The sequence below is a fragment of the Allobosea sp. 01N443 genome, assembly GCF_056399325.1.
Genome location: NZ_JBFTRC010000240.1, coordinates 1 through 14,843, shown reverse-complemented (window position 1 = coordinate 14,843; position 14,843 = coordinate 1). Strand labels below are relative to the sequence as shown.

The window sequence follows — 14,843 nt, the reverse complement described above, 5'->3', positions numbered from 1 at the left end:
GGAATTTCGATCAGGACGGGGTCTGTCTTGCCCTCAAGGAAATAGTAAAGCTCCAAGGCGCGCCTGAGCCGCCCGGCCTCGATACGAACGACCGGATCGTTCAGAACGTCGATGCTCGTATCCCGGCCGAAGACTTCGACAGCGACCGAATAGGCTTTGATGCGGTCTGCCCGCCCAGCGAGCGTCTGTTCAACCACGTAGGACAGAAACCGGCGTACCCGATCGGGCGCCTTGAAATCGCAGCTTTCTAAAATGCGGTGGAGTTGGGCGCGGATATCGGCTTCGCAGGGCCCCGACACCGGTTGGGAGGCCGCGGCATCAGAAACACAACTGGATGTCGCTTGGCGTTTCATGGAGTTAATCTCCCGCCCATCAGCTCTGGAACACTCATGATGCCCAGATAGACGCAGGCATCACAAGCCAAATTCTGATGATCTCCGAGTTTTCGATCCCCCGTCTCAATGTATAGTAGCGCTAACCGTCAAAGACGATCCTCTCGTTTAACGAATTTAAAGCCCCCCGAAAGAACCGGAATTTACGCTAACAGTTTGACACTGCGTCTCGCCTTTGACTTTCCGTCCCACGCAACTGCTCCAAACGCCCGCCCTCTTCGCGCGCCGAACTGGGCGGCACATTTGATGTCCCTAGGTACAATTTTCGCACCACTTCGATAATGGCAGGGTTCAACATCACGAGCGCTTGCTGTCTTGAAAGTCCAGGGGACCTGAAATGACAAAGATCAAACTTGCAATCTTCGCTACGGCGACGGCCGGAATCGCCTTCACCGGTCTTGCCGCGACAACGGAAGTCGCAAATGCCGTCGTTTATTGTAGCTATATTGGTTATCCCGCCGGATGCGTCGCGCGGCCCGGTGTGCGCCTCGTCGCTCGGCCCGTCGGGGTCGGAGCCGTCACCGCGCCTCGTCCGGGAAATCGCAACGGGGGTGTCAACAGGGTCGGCGTTCGCCGCTAGCGCCTTCCGGCGACCGAGCCGGGTTGCAGCGCTCTGCTATCAGGCGCCAAGCAGCTTGGGCGCATGACGTTAAATTCGACGACGCGATAGGTCAGCAAACCACCCTTTTGCGGACCTCGCATATCGATGCTTGAAGGTCGTGATGGGGTCGAGTCTCCCTGTTGGCGGCTTGGCCAGAAGGCTGGCAGATTGTCCCCGGACCCAGGCGCCCCCTGAGACCGGGGCCATGATCTTGGGCGCGGAAACCCCCGGCGCGGGCCGCCCGCAAGCTCCCTCCCCGGCCGACCTGATCACCACGAGCCGGTGCCTGCTCGTTCGCGCGGGACGGACTATCGAGGCCGACGAGGACGGGCCCGCCCCGACGCTCGGCGCCGTCAGGCTCTCGCTTGGCCGCTTCAGCGCTGCCGCAGAGATCGACGCCGCCGCCGCGGCCCTGATCGCGGGCTACCGGAGACTCCAGGCACGGTGACGCTTTGCCGGCCGGTTGCCTGAGGCGTTCCCGCTCATCGCTGGGACGCGGAACCAGACGTGATCGCCCGGCACGATCGCGTCCCCAGGGTTGCGAAGGTGGTGCTGGTGCCAGCCTGAATCAGGACAGAGGGCGGCCAGGGGGATCGCTCAGCGCGGCTCCGCCATGATGCCGTCGATACCGGCTGCCAGGGCCTCCCGCGAAATCTCGCCCGTATGGAGCGAGGCGAGCGTGCCGTCGCGGCGCAGGAACAGCGTCACCGGCAGCCCAGGCGCCGCGTAATGGCGCGAGAGGGTCATGGCGGCATCGAGCAGGACATGATCGAGCGTCAGCCGGTCGGCCAAGAGATAGCTCCGGATCTTCTCGRCGCTCTCGCCCTGGTTCACGAAGAGGAAGCCGACATCCGCCCGCTCGGCCGCTTCGCGCGCCAGCATCGGCATCTCCCGGCGGCAGGGCGGGCACCACGTCGCCCAGAGATTGACGACGAGCGGCTTGCCCTCGAAATCGCCGATCGAGCGGAGGGCGCCGTCCAGGGTGGCCATGCGGGTTGCCGGCGCCTGCTGGCCATAGGTCGCCTTCGTCAGCTCCAGCGTCACCAGTCCGACGAGGCCGGCGACGAGCACTGCCCCGGCTGCACCGGCGGCGAAGCGAACCGATCGACCGTAGAATGCGGTTACGAGCGCCATCCCGAGCAGCCCGGCGGGGATCGAGAATCCGCCTTGCCAGATCGCCAGCATGCGCCATGGCTCCTGCGCAAAGCTCGACCAATGCAGGACGACATGGCCGAGGCGGGCAGCGACGATCGCGGCAAGGACCGCCGACGACGCCCATGCGTTCAAACGCGCGTCAAACCGCCTGGACAGGAGCGCGGCTGCCATCGGCAGGGTCGCGATCGCGAGGATCGCGGCGAAGCGGTCCGGCGCGAAGACGAAGGGACCGATGCTGACGGCATTCATCCGATTGCGCTCCTGCTCTCGCGCGATAAGGCCGGCCGATCCGAGGGCCGGTTCCGGCTGCATCGGGCGGGCGCCTTAAGCCAGGCTTAAGCTCAGTTTCCTCTCGGGCTTCGCAGGCAAGAGAGCAAGGCATCGCTATGACGCAAGACGACATCCGGCAGGACAGCGGGCCCGCGAGCCCGATCCTGCATCGCCGCCAGGTCCTGCTGGGCAGCTTGCTGCTGGGCGGATCGGCCGGGGCGATCTCGCTGTTGCCGCCGCGGGCGCTGGCGGCTCCGCCGCCCTTCGTGACCGAAGCCGGCGGGCAATTCATCGAACTCGACCCGCGCGAGGATGTCTCGGCCATCTCGCTCACGGATTTCAACGGCCGGACCCGGTCGTTCGCCAGCTATCGTGGCCGTCCCTGTCTCGTGGCCTTCTGGGCGAGCTGGTGCCCGCCCTGTCTTCGCGAGCTGCCGATCCTGCATCGCCTGCAGCAGAGACGCGATCTCGGTTTCGCCGTCGTCCCTGTCTCGATCGACCGCGACGCGGCCGCTGCCCGACGGCTCATCGACCGGTTGGGACTGCGCGGCTTTGCGAGCTTCATCGACCGCGACGGCCTCGTCGCGTCGGGACCGAAATCGCAGGTGCAGACGCCCTTCCAGCTCTACGGGATGCCGATGAGCTATGTCGTCGATGCCAGGGGCAGGACGGCCGGCCATCTCGCCGGCGCGGCGGACTGGGGCACGCCGGAGGCGATCCGGTTCATGCACTATTTCGCGCGCGAGGGCTGACCAGGACGCACTGCGCCCGCATACTGGAGCCTGTTGGCTTCGGCGTCATGGGAGATGCCCGAAGAACAGGCGGACGAACGAAAGGACCGAGGTCTCGACCCGCACCAGGCCGCGCGGCGCGCTCGCCGTTCGAGGCCCTCCGCCTGGCATCAAAGTGCCATGGGGCAGGAACTTGCGAGACCGTCATCGGTTGAATGTTCGGGGGCTGTCGTCGACAACCTCCGACGACGTGGGATGGTTGCCATGATCGAGAGAGACGGCGATGTATTCCGTTTATTTTCAGAGGATTATCGAAGCTTTTCGCAGGAGGAGATGAGCCTGCGGGAATACCTGCTGGCCTGCCGCGAAGACAAATCGATGTATGCCTCCGCCCCTGAGCGGATGGTCGACGCGATCGGCGCGCCAAAGCTTTTCGATACGAGCCAGGACGAGCGCCTCGGCCGGATATTCTCCAACCGGACGGTCAAGCTCTACCCGTCCTTTACCGATTTCTTCGGCATGGAGGATACGATCGAGAGGATCGCCGGCTATTTCCGCTACGCATCGCAGGGCCTGGAGGAGCGCAAGCAGATCCTCTATCTGCTCGGCCCCGTCGGCGGCGGCAAATCCTCCCTCGCCGAGCGGCTGAAGAAGCTGATGGAGGAGCGCCCCTTCTACACGCTCAAGGTCGGGGACCGGATCAGCCCGGTCTTCGAATCGCCTCTGGGCCTGTTCCGTCCCGATCGGATGGGCGATCTCTTCGAGGACAAGTACGGGATCGCGCGGCGTCGACTGACCGGCCTGATCTCGCCCTGGGCGGCGAAGCGGCTCGACGAGCTCTCGGGCGATATCTCTGGGTTCAGCGTCGTCAAACTGAACCCCTCGCGCTTGCGGCAGGTCGGCATCGCGAAAAGCGAACCAGGCGACGAGAACAATCAGGATGTCTCGACGCTCGTCGGCAAGGTCGACATCCGCCAGCTCGAAAACTTCAGCCAGTCGGACCCGGACGCCTATTCCTACAGCGGCGGGCTGAACCGGACGACGCAGGGCCTGCTCGAATTCGTCGAGATGTTCAAGGCGCCGATCAAGGTGCTGCATCCCCTGCTGACCGCGACCCAGGAAGGCAGCTACAACGGCACCGAGAACTTCGGAGCCTTTCCCTACCAGGGCATCGTTCTGGCGCACTCCAACGAGTCCGAATGGCTCCAGTTCAAGAACAACAAGAACAACGAGGCGTTCCTCGACCGCATCCTGGTGGTCAAGGTGCCCTATTGCCTGCGCGTCACCGAAGAGCGGCAGATCTACGAGAAACTGCTGCGCGAGAGTGAACTGGCCGGCAGCCCCTGCACGCCGGAAGTGCTCGATATCCTCAGCCGCTTCTCGGTCTCGACGCGGCTGGCCGAGTTCGAGAACTCGCCGCTCTATACAAAGATGCGCGTCTATGACGGCGAGARCCTCAAGGAMGTGGAGCCAAAGGCGAAGGCCATCCAGGAGTATCGCGACGCCGCCGGGGTCGACGAGGGCATGACCGGCGTCAGCACGCGCTTTGCCTTCAAGATTCTCTCGCAGACCTTCAACTACGACACCAGGGAACTGGCCGCCGACCCGGTGCACCTGATGTACATCCTGGAAGGCGCGATCAAGCGCGAGCAATTCCCCAAGGAGACGGAAGCGGCCTATCTCGACTTCATCAAGTCGGAGCTCGCGACGCGCTATGCCGAGTTCATCGGCCACGAGATCCAGAAAGCCTATCTGGAATCCTATGGCGAATACGGCCAGAACCTGTTCGACCGCTACATCGCCTATGCCGACGCCTGGGTCGAGGATCAGGACTACAAGGACCCCGATACCGGCCAGCTGCTCAACCGGCAGGTCCTCGACACTGAATTGTCGCAGATCGAAAAGCCGGCGGGCATCGCCAATCCCAAGGACTTCCGCAACGAGGTCGTGAAGTTCACCTTGCGCGCCCGGTCCAGGAACAATGGCCGCAACCCGTCCTGGACCAGCTATGAGAAGCTGCGCCAGGTGATCGAGAAGCGGATGTTCGGTCAGGTCGAGGATCTGCTGCCCGTCATCAGCTTCGGCTCGAAGCAGGACAGCGTGACCGAGAAGCGTCACCAGGGCTTCGTTCAGCGCATGGTGGAGCGTGGCTATACCGAGCGCCAGGTCCGGCGCCTGGTGGACTGGTACATGCGTGTGAACAAGGCGGGTTGAACGCGGCCGGAGCGTGCCATGCCGATTTTCATCGACCGCCGCCTGAACCCGAAGGACAAGAGCCTGGGCAATCGCCAGCGCTTTCTGCACCGCGTCCGCGCGGAACTGAAGCGCAGCGTCCAGGAACAGATCCGGGCCGGCAAGATCGCCGATGCAGACGGGGCGCACGCCGTTTCGCTCCCGGCGAAGCGCACGAGCGAGCCGCGCTTCCGCGATGCCGGGGACAGCGGCCGGCGCCAGCATGTCCTGCCCGGAAACAGGCATTTCGCGCCGGGGGACAGGATGCCGAAGCCGGGCCGGGGCGGCGGATCGGGATCGTCGCCCGGCCTGGAGGATTCCGAGGACGATTTCCGCTTCGTGCTGTCGCGCGAGGAGGTGCTCGATCTGTTCTTCGAAGATCTCGCACTTCCCGACATGGTCAAGCTCAATCTCAAGGAGATCGTCGCCTTCAAGCCGCGGCGGGCCGGCTTCTCGGCGAGCGGCTCGCCGACGAACATCAACATCGCGCGCACCATGCGAAACAGCCATGGCCGCCGCATCGCCCTCCAGCGGCCCAGGCGCGAGGAGGTCGAGGCCATCCTGCGCGAACTGGCCAGGATCGAGGCCGACGAGCCAGGCGCCGCCGACGCCGACGTCGCAGCCCTGCGCGCCGAACTCGACCGGCTGGAGCGCCGGCGCCGGGTGATTTCCTTCGTCGACCCGGTCGATATCCGCTTCAATCGCTTCGACGCGCAGCCTCGGCCCAACGCGAACGCGGTGATGTTCTGYCTGATGGACGTCTCAGGCTCGATGGGCGAACGCGAGAAGGACCTGGCCAAGCGCTTCTTCGTCCTGCTGCATCTGTTCCTGAAGCGGCGCTACGATCGCACGGACATCGTCTTCATCCGCCATACCCACATGGCGCAGGAGGTGGACGAGGACACCTTCTTCTTCAGCATGCAGAGCGGCGGCACCGTGGTTTCCACGGCGCTGGAGGAGATGCAGCGCATCATCGCGCAGCGCTATCCCAGCCGGGAGTGGAACATCTACGCCGCCCAGGCGTCGGACGGCGACAACCTCGCGACCGACTCCAGGCGCTGCCTCAAACTGATGGATGGCGAGATCATGCGCCTGTGCCAGTATTTTGCCTATGTCGAGATCATCGACGAACGCGAGAGCGAGATCTTCGGCTCCACGGACAACGGCACCTCGCTCTGGCGCGCCTATCTCACGGTCAAGGAGAGATGGCCGAATTTTGGCATGAGCCGCATCGCTCGGGCCGCCGACATCTACCCGGTCTTCCGGCATCTCTTCACCCGCCAACCGGCGCAGTTGCGCAAGTGAGGGAAGCGCCGATGGCGAGGCAAACGCCCCGATCCGATCTGCTGTTCTCCGGCTCGGACTGGAACTTCGCGACCTTGTCGCATGTCTACGACGTCATCGAGGCGGTTGCGAAGGAAGAGCTCCGGCTCGATGTCTACCCGGTGCAGATGGAGATCATCTCCTCAGAGCAGATGCTCGATGCCTATTCATCCATCGGCATGCCGCTGATGTATCGCCACTGGTCATTCGGCAAGCACTTCCTCCGCCAGGAACTGCTCTATCGCAAGGCCGGTCGCGGCCTCGCTTATGAAGTGGTGATCAACTCCAATCCCTGCATCGTCTATCTGATGGAAGAGAACACCATGGCCCTGCAGGCCCTGGTGACCGCGCATGCTGCCCTTGGCCACAACCATTTCTTCAAGAACAACTACCTGTTCCAGCAATGGGCCGATGCGGGCGCGATCCTCGGCTATCTCGATTTCGCCAAGGGCTTCATCGCCCGCTGCGAGGAAAGGCATGGCGTTGCGGCGGTCGAGGCCATTCTCGACGCCGCCCATGCGCTGATGGAACAGGGCGTGTTCCGCTATCGCCGCCCTCCCCGGCTCTCATCCGACAGGATCCTGAATACGCTGTTCGACCGCGGCCGGATCAGCGAGGGCGCCATGCTGGAAATCCTGCGCAACCACTCGAACGTCGTCTTCCAGCCAGCCTTCGACGATCCCCGCTTTTCCGGCATCAACCCTTATGCGCTGGGGCTGGACATGATGCAGGACATCCAGCGTGTCGTGACCGAGCCGACCGCGGAAGATCGCGACTGGTTTCCCGAGATCGCGGGAACCGGAGACTGGCGCACGATCCTGCTGGACGCCTGGGCCAACCACCGCGACGAATCCTTCATTCGCCAGTATCTCAGCCCGGCCCTGATCCGGAAGTGGCGGCTGTTCTTGCTTTCGGACGCCGCGAACGACTCGTTCTACAGCGTGGCTTCGATCCATAATGAGCGCGGCTACGCGTCCATACGCACGGCCCTGGCCCAGAAATACGACATCGGGGCGAGCCATGCGGACATCCAGATCGTGGATGTGGACCTGCTCGGCCAGCGGCATCTGCGCCTGCAGCACAAGGTCAATGACGGCATCCTGCTGGAAAGCGCCGGCTGCGATGCGACGCTGCGGCATGTCCATGAGCTATGGGGCTATGAGGTCAGCCTGGAAGGCGTTGACGCGCAGACGGGGGGCACGGTCTTCGAACGGTCCAGCCGTCAGCTTGACGGATCGATATAGTTCATAGGCACCGGGACGCGCATTGTGCCACGCCCCCAAGGCCGCTGAGTCAGCCCGTTCCAACGCCTTCATCAGAAGCAGGTGCTCATGATCACATGAAGCCCGGATTGCGCGGCAGGTATCGCGTCCAGGTTCCATAGCCCTGCGACGCCATCAGCAGCATGGGAAAGGTGATGCGCATGCCCTGACTGACGGCAAGGCTCAACGCGCTTTCGCATGTGCTGGGCAGTAACGCCGATATTGTCTCGCTGGGCCTGTCGGCCGCTATCTTCAATGCCGCCGCAAAGACATCCCCGAGGTCGCCAACCTCCCTGACGGCGAGAGGTCCGATATGCCCGCTGGACGTGACATAGCTGTAGCCGAGACAATCGTTGCCGGCGCAGAGCAAGACCCCCGTGGTCGCCGGGTCATCGAGCAGGTAGCGGTGATGCTTCTCTCGCGAGACGCCGATCGCGCGGGAATCGATCTCGGCCAGTCTCTCCAGGGTCGCGGCGCTGCCGTCGATCGGGATGCTCTGCAACGCAGGCTCCGGCAGTCCCTCAATCACCCGCTCCCGCGTCGCACTGAGAAAATAGATCGGCATCTTTGGAAAGAGGCCATGCCGGATGTAGAGCCCCTGCGAGACCCTGTTGAAGGTAAAGGTGATCAGAACCTTGTGAGCAGCAGTTGATTTCCGGGCATGCTCCAGGCTCAACTTCATCAATTCATTGCCGATGCCACGTCCCTGCTGGCCCGGATCGACGAATAGCTGGGCAAGAAACCAGACATTCCCGCATACCCAACTCCAGGCGAAACCGAGAAGCTCACCGTCATCCTCCGCGACCCATAGGCCGTCGGGATCGTCCTTGAGTGAAAACAGCTGAAAATTGGGAGCGCTCGACGTCGCCATCGGACCGAAACCATGGCGCGTGGTCAGATCATTGATGCTGGCAACGACGAGGGCATCAGCCGTCGCCAAATCCTGCGCGCGGGCCGGCCTGTAGACGAGTGACATGGGACAGCTCCGTCAGAGCAATTCAGATCAGTCTTGGCATCGAATCTCCGGCTGACAAGGCCAATGCCATCGCGCTGCCGCAGGCCCGCTCTTTCGCGCGCCTGCTTGATGGCTGAGTTGGTCGTGCGCCCTTCCCGGCCGGCCTGACCGTCAAAAGCCCGTGCGCGCCTTGAGCCCGGCGCAATGGCGCCACGCGTGCCGCCCGGGGGAGAACGCTTGCGCCGCACCGAGGCTGAAGGCAGACGTGGCGCAGTTCTGAAGGTCATGAAGACCGCATGATGAGGAAATGCCAGTGCAGCGCGATCACGCCTCTGAAATTGCCGCGATCACCCACCATCCGGCCTTCAAGGAGGCGGTCAGGGTGCTCGAGGCCGAGCATGACCGCACCATTGCCGACATCATCACGCTGACCGAGATTCCCGCGCCCCCCTTCAAGGAGGAGAAGCGCGCCGCCGCCTATCTGGAGATGCTGCAGGCGCATGGCCTGGAGGATGTCGAGCAGGACGAGATCGGCAATGTGATKGGCCTCCGGCGCGGCACCGGCAACGGCGGATTGATCGTGGTCGCCGCGCATCTCGATACGGTTTTCCCTGAGGGAACCGATGTCACCGTGCGCCGCGAGGGCACGAAGCTCTATGCGMCGGGCGTGGGCGACGACACCCGCAGCCTTGCCGTGCTCCTGGCCTTCGTGCGCGCGATGGACGCCGCCGGCGTCCGGACCCGCAATGATATCCTGTTCGTGGGCGATGTCGGCGAGGAAGGGCTCGGCGACCTGCGCGGCGTCCGCCATCTCTTCAGCAAGGGCCGGTATCGCGACAAGATCGCAGCCTTCATCACCGTCGACAGTCCGCAGGTGGAGAAGGTCGTCGTCGGCGGCGTCGGCTCGAAGCGCTATTCCGTCAGGTTCAAGGGGCCGGGCGGGCACAGCTTCCAGGCCTTCGGCATCGTCAACCCGATGTATGCCATGGCCCAGGCGATCGTGGAGCTTGGCCGCATCCAGGTGCCGGCGACACCCCGCACGACATTCTGTGCCTCCATCGTCGGCGGCGGCTCATCCGTCAACGCCATCCCCGAGGAGGCCTGGGTCGATATCGACCTGCGCTCGGAATCGGCGGACGAACTTGCCAGGCTGGACGCGCGCTGCCGCGAAATCGTGGCTGCGGCGGTAAACCAGGAGAACGCGACCCGCTCGACCAGCGAGGGCGCGATCACGGTCGAAATCAAAGCATTGGGCGACCGCCCGGCGGGCAACACGCCGGTGGACGCCGATATCGTGCAATACGCGACCGCAGCGCTTCGGGCCCATGGCTTTGTGCCCAGGCACGAAGCCTCCTCCACCGACGCGAATATTCCGATGAGCCTCGGCATCCCGGCGATCAAGATCGGCTCGGGCGGCACCGGCGGCAGGGCCCATTCCCTCGGCGAGTGGATCGATGTCGAAAAGACAGCGAGCATATCGGGCATGACGGCGAGCCTTGCCACGATCCTGGCCACGGCGGGCTTCCCTGCCGCGTGAACGGTCCTGTCGCCCGGTCGTTGCCGCTGCATTTGATCGTGCTGCTCGACCGGTTGCGATTGCGCGGACAGAATGGCGCAAGAGACGAACTCGCCTTGCGCGTGGAGGATGTCGCGTCTTCGATCATCGCGGCACCGTCGGCTCTGCCCCTTAACGGCAGCGTCCCACCCAAGCCAGGCATTGGGCTCGGCCGGCTGCTTCGGTGGGCCGCCTAGCGCCAGCTCCGGGCGTCATGGTCTGGTACTTCGAATGCCRCCACGGGGTCGAGCGTCCCTGCTGGCGGCCTTGCCAATCGCCCTCCCCGGCTCAGGGCATGCCGTCCTCGGGTTCGCGCTGGGCGGCGAGATCCAACGATGGGTCGTCTTGGCGTTCGCGCATCTCGGCGTTCAGACTGCCTGAATCCCAAGGCGGGCCTCGTCCTGACCGCCCAGATATCGCCGGCGGCGGCGTGGAAATCCTGGATCATCGGACCGGAAATCGTATCCGGTGCGATGATCCAATCCCCGTGTGCCTGCATCGGCTTTCCCGAAACCCGCAATCCACCTTTCCAGCCGATGCGTCAGGAGGCAGCCACATTGCCTCCACGCAAGCCGGCTATGGAATTTCGTATTGTGATTCGTACGCCCTGCCTGCAATTTTGAAAGTAAAGAGGATTGACATGGTAAAAGTGACAAGAATTACCATGACCGCCTGTGCCTTTAGTGCCTTCCTGGCAACGGCTGGTTTCGTTCAAACTGCGTTTGCCCAAACTCAGGCCGAGGCCAATTCTGTCTCGCCCTTGGCTACTGGCTTGACTGATGGCGGGGCCGCCGAAGCCCAAGTCGTCGAAGCTACCCGCGCCGGCGATGTCCTTACGATCAAGCTTCGCTTCAAGCCAATCGCCACGAACAAGCTGGAACGACTCTATGATTCGATCAGCAAGGATGCTTATGAAAACAGCTTCTATGTTCTTGCCGGCAAGAAGAAATACCTGCTGCTGACAGATAGCAACGACAAGCCGCTGACAAATCCTAACCTGGTCATCAAGGCCAACAAGGATTCTCCGATCGCGGGCTCATGGCATGGCAGGTTCCCTGCTCCACCGAAGGATGTCACGGACGTGTCGTTGACGATCCCGGGGGTCGAGACGCTCGACGCGATCAAAATCACCGACCGATAGCCATGGCGGGTGCGACCAAGTCTTCCCTCGCGATCGTCGTGTTTCTGGGAGTGGCAAGTAGCTCGTTTGCGCAAGAGCCACCTTACCATCGCGAAATACGCGATCTCAAAGCCACGGTTCTGGATCTTAAGGCCACGGCTCTGGATCTGAAGGGACTCCCCTCCGACTTGAACAGCGCGGTATCTGATCTGTCGGCGAAAGCCGGCGGACTTGCCGCCCGGCACGGTGGTCTTTCCGTGCGACACGATGCGACGACCGTCAGGCTGTCGATGACGGGCGATATCCTGTTCGATTTCGACAGGGCCGACATCAGGTCGGCTGCCGAACCGACACTCACCGATATCGCGCGTCTCGTCGCATCTGTCCCCGCTGGCACGATCGTCATCGAGGGGCATACGGATTCAAAAGGGTCTGCTCGGTATAATCAGGAACTGTCCCTTCGGCGGGCCCAGGTCGTCGCGCAATGGCTTGTGAGACACGGAGCAGATAAAGCGCGGCTTTCGGTCAAAGCGCTCGGCGATAAGCGTCCGATCGAACCCAATACGCTTAAGACCGGAGCGGATAATCCCGAAGGGCGTGCCCTGAACCGACGCGTCGAGTTCGTTATGCCCAAGCAGTAGAAGCGATTGTCTGCGGGCCGACGACAACGCGTCGGCCCGCTCCCGGCCTCCGGCAAAACGGCCGGATGGCCTGGCGCTCAGAAACCTCCGCCCCGCAGCGACATTCCGAGCGCCTGCTAGAGCAGCGGCCCGAAAAGTGGATTGCGGTTCCGGGAAAGCCGGTGCAAAGACAAAGGGTTAGATCATCGGATCTGGATACGATATCCGGTCCGATGATCTGATCAGGCGACCACAATTGGATATTGGAATCTTGCCCGGACGCTGACATCCGAGATCGGATGGGGTGACATCAGCTCCCGACGCTTGCCGGACGCTACGGACGTCCGCTTTGGGAAACACCGGAGGCTGCCAAGGCAAGTTGGCGTCCGGAGCCGCAGCATGGCCCCGGACGCCAGGATCAGAAGGTCAACCCGCAGGCTTGACGGATGGCGATCTGAACTGGCGAGGGAGACAAGGACGGATCAAACTCGCCCCGTGGCAACAGCGGCGGCTGCGCCATGAATCGCGGATGCTGGCCGCAATGGGGTTGCGCTGCATGAACCAGGAACGGGTGGCATAAATAGACCGTGCCCGCCGCTCCGGTTGCGACTTCGACCGCACAATCTGCAGTCGAGGCGTAGCCGTTCGCGGAGAGCTGCCGGAGTGTGGTTCCCGCCTCGCCGTAGGGCAGAAGCTCCCGCGCAATCACGGCATGCGAGCCCCGGCGAATTCTCGTAGGAGCATCGTCGGGCCCGACATCCGATAGCAGGAAGAGCATGAGCAGGGCTCGTCCGCTGCTCCTTACATTGGCTCGCCATTCCATGAAATCCGGATTGTCCAGGCCAAAGCTCACATCCACATGCCAGCCGTCGTCCCCTGGCGCTTGCGCCGAGGGGAACCGAATCGGAAAGGTCCCAAGCCCCCTGGGGGCGATCCAACGCTCTACGCCGACGAGTTGATCGAAGGCCTTGTGCAGGGGCGGCGTATTGGCCGCCTGGATGAAAGCAGGCGAGGATTTCGAGCTCACCCGGATGACCGGTCGCGTCCAGCCTTCCGGCTTGCTGGGCGATAAGCCGATATCTGCCCACAATTCATCCCGGCATTGCCTTGCAAAATCGGCACTGAAGGCGTTCTCGATTTTGACGAATCCGTCGTCGATGAAGCTCTGGACCTGACGGGATGTCAGGCCAATCTGCGCATTATTGGGCATTGCACGTTTCTCCGCTCGGCTGCCGTATCAGCGAAGCCGTTTTGATCTGATCTGATCGGCGCGAAGGCGCCGGACGGCTTGAGGCCGTTCAGATCAGGGGAAAGAACGTGGAGGCGAACATCATGACGAGCCCCCCTACCACGGCAACAAGGGCAGCCTCAAGGTCACCATTGCCCGGCTCTTCCCCGTCAAGGCGCCAAGAGGTAACTCCGAGTCATCGCCCGGAAGCGGTCGCTCCGGATCAAACTGCTCAAGACCCGGTCTCGAGCCGTTGCAGGATTCCCGACGGCCGTCTCGACAGGCTAGTCAGTGCTCGCCTCGACCGGCCATCGTGATAGGGAGGAGGCTATGGCCTTCACCCTCCACTGTTTTGCCGACATCCCCACCTCCGACTGGCTGGTTCTGCTGAACCATCCTGACGTCACGCGTCACATGCCGCTCGCCGATGGCAAGTGGACTGAAGCATCTGCCCTCGACTGGGCCAAGGGCAAGGACGCCCAGTGGCAACACAACGGCTACGGTCCATGGTCCATCCTCATTGATGGTCGCTTTGCGGGCTGGGGTGGCTTTCAGAAAGAGGCAGATGGCGCTGACCTCGCCCTCGTTCTCCTACCCGCGTTCTGGGGGCATGGCGCCGAGCTGTTTCACGGCTTCATGGAGCGTCGGGCCGACCTTGGCATCGGCAATGTCAGCATCCTGCTGCCGCCGAGCAGGTCGCGGGTGAAGGGCCTTGCCCGACTTGGTTTCATTGCCGACGGTGAGTTGGACTACCACGGCCAACGCTTGTTGAAGTTCCGGACGACCGCGTGAACGGTCGACCATTTACAGGTCGTGGTTGCCGCGGACGTGGAGCACCTGCGCCGCCCTGATTGCTTGCCTGCGCAGTTTTCTCGTGGGCGCTTCCAGGCGAAGTATTGCTATGGTTTTCCCCGGCTCTATCTGGCCTTCCAATGTGATTTGGGTTCCGACTTCAAAGGCAAAGAGCCAAGAAGCTTTGGGATCTGCGTCGCTCGGACCCCAGGACCTCGCGTTTCTTCCTGGATCATGACTGATGAGGTCAGAGCCGGCGCCCCTTTCATCCGACAGAGCCCATTCTCGGCGCGGTCCGTATCGCCCCGTTGCGGACCTTTCGGCGACGGGGCATGAAGTACCTTTGGAGGTATCAGGACGTGGAAATGACCAATGTCCAAGAGCGAGCGCAGCAGATATTGCGTGCTGAAGCGGCGGCCATCGCGGCCGTAGAGGTTAATTCGGCTTTCGATGCTGCGATTGAGGCCATAGAAGCCTGTCGCGGCAAGGTGATCGTCACCGGCATGGGGAAAGCCGGTTTTTCTGCCAATCGTTTTGCAGCCGTCCTCTGTTCGACCGGGACGCCAGCGGTCTTTGTGCACCCAGGCGAGGCCGCGCACGGCGACCT

13 protein-coding genes and 2 pseudogenes are annotated in these 14,843 nt (G+C 63.0%); 11 read left to right on the top strand and 4 right to left on the bottom strand.

The window, feature by feature from the left end; translation table 11 throughout:
* A pseudogene (locus AC1DRP_RS33025) lies at positions 1-353 on the bottom strand (hypothetical protein); the annotation flags it as partial.
* A gap of 845 nt (positions 354-1,198) precedes the next feature.
* Here AC1DRP_RS33025 and AC1DRP_RS33020 point away from each other — a divergent pair.
* Positions 1,199-1,441, top strand: coding sequence for a hypothetical protein (locus tag AC1DRP_RS33020; RefSeq protein ID WP_476770738.1), 243 nt, complete (start codon positions 1,199-1,201; stop codon positions 1,439-1,441).
* A gap of 149 nt (positions 1,442-1,590) precedes the next feature.
* On the opposite strand, the gene AC1DRP_RS33015 is transcribed toward AC1DRP_RS33020, so the two are convergent.
* Complete coding sequence (locus tag AC1DRP_RS33015) at positions 1,591-2,397, bottom strand: prolipoprotein diacylglyceryl transferase family protein (protein ID WP_476770737.1); 807 nt, start codon at positions 2,395-2,397, stop codon at positions 1,591-1,593.
* Positions 2,398-2,534: 137 nt separating this feature from the next.
* On the opposite strand from AC1DRP_RS33015, the gene AC1DRP_RS33010 reads away from it, so the two are divergent.
* The 4 genes from AC1DRP_RS33010 (at position 2,535) to AC1DRP_RS32995 (ending at position 7,948) form a co-directional block, all read left to right on the top strand.
* Complete coding sequence (locus tag AC1DRP_RS33010; protein WP_476770736.1) at positions 2,535-3,170, top strand: TlpA family protein disulfide reductase; 636 nt, start codon at positions 2,535-2,537, stop codon at positions 3,168-3,170.
* Between the two features lie 243 nt (positions 3,171-3,413).
* Positions 3,414-5,363: a PrkA family serine protein kinase gene (locus AC1DRP_RS33005; protein ID WP_476770735.1), complete on the top strand. Its 1,950-nt coding sequence runs from the start codon at positions 3,414-3,416 to the stop codon at positions 5,361-5,363.
* Between the two features lie 18 nt (positions 5,364-5,381).
* A complete protein-coding gene (locus tag AC1DRP_RS33000; protein ID WP_476770734.1) occupies positions 5,382-6,686 on the top strand; it encodes a YeaH/YhbH family protein in 1,305 nt (434 codons plus the stop codon).
* A gap of 11 nt (positions 6,687-6,697) precedes the next feature.
* Complete coding sequence (locus AC1DRP_RS32995; protein ID WP_476770733.1) at positions 6,698-7,948, top strand: SpoVR family protein; 1,251 nt, start codon at positions 6,698-6,700, stop codon at positions 7,946-7,948.
* Between the two features lie 91 nt (positions 7,949-8,039).
* Here AC1DRP_RS32995 and AC1DRP_RS32990 read toward each other — a convergent pair whose 3' ends face one another.
* Positions 8,040-8,942 carry a GNAT family N-acetyltransferase gene (locus AC1DRP_RS32990; protein WP_476770732.1) on the bottom strand — a complete coding sequence of 301 codons (903 nt, stop codon included), beginning with the start codon at positions 8,940-8,942 and terminating at the stop codon, positions 8,040-8,042.
* Between the two features lie 292 nt (positions 8,943-9,234).
* Between AC1DRP_RS32990 and AC1DRP_RS32985 the strand changes: the two genes are divergently transcribed.
* The 4 genes from AC1DRP_RS32985 to AC1DRP_RS32970 all read left to right on the top strand — a co-directional run bounded on the left by AC1DRP_RS32985 (position 9,235) and on the right by AC1DRP_RS32970 (position 12,237).
* Entirely contained in the window at positions 9,235-10,458 is a 1,224-nt protein-coding gene (locus tag AC1DRP_RS32985; RefSeq protein ID WP_476770731.1) for a M20/M25/M40 family metallo-hydrolase, read from the top strand.
* 353 nt (positions 10,459-10,811) lie between these two features.
* Positions 10,812-11,099, top strand: a complete 288-nt coding sequence (locus AC1DRP_RS32980) for a hypothetical protein (RefSeq protein ID WP_476770730.1) — start codon at positions 10,812-10,814, stop codon at positions 11,097-11,099.
* A gap of 17 nt (positions 11,100-11,116) precedes the next feature.
* Positions 11,117-11,617: a hypothetical protein gene (locus AC1DRP_RS32975; protein ID WP_476770729.1), complete on the top strand. Its 501-nt coding sequence runs from the start codon at positions 11,117-11,119 to the stop codon at positions 11,615-11,617.
* 2 nt (positions 11,618-11,619) lie between these two features.
* Positions 11,620-12,237, top strand: coding sequence for an OmpA family protein (locus AC1DRP_RS32970; protein ID WP_476770728.1), 618 nt, complete (start codon positions 11,620-11,622; stop codon positions 12,235-12,237).
* Between the two features lie 397 nt (positions 12,238-12,634).
* Here AC1DRP_RS32970 and AC1DRP_RS32965 read toward each other — a convergent pair whose 3' ends face one another.
* Positions 12,635-13,426, bottom strand: a complete 792-nt coding sequence (locus tag AC1DRP_RS32965; RefSeq protein WP_476770727.1) for a phytanoyl-CoA dioxygenase family protein — start codon at positions 13,424-13,426, stop codon at positions 12,635-12,637.
* Between the two features lie 348 nt (positions 13,427-13,774).
* On the opposite strand from AC1DRP_RS32965, the gene AC1DRP_RS32960 reads away from it, so the two are divergent.
* Both AC1DRP_RS32960 and AC1DRP_RS32955 read left to right on the top strand, forming a co-directional pair.
* On the top strand, positions 13,775-14,236 hold the full coding sequence (locus tag AC1DRP_RS32960; RefSeq protein ID WP_476770726.1) for a GNAT family N-acetyltransferase: 462 nt from the start codon (positions 13,775-13,777) through the stop codon (positions 14,234-14,236).
* Positions 14,237-14,601: 365 nt separating this feature from the next.
* Positions 14,602-14,843: pseudogene (locus tag AC1DRP_RS32955) on the top strand (capsule biosynthesis protein); the annotation flags it as partial.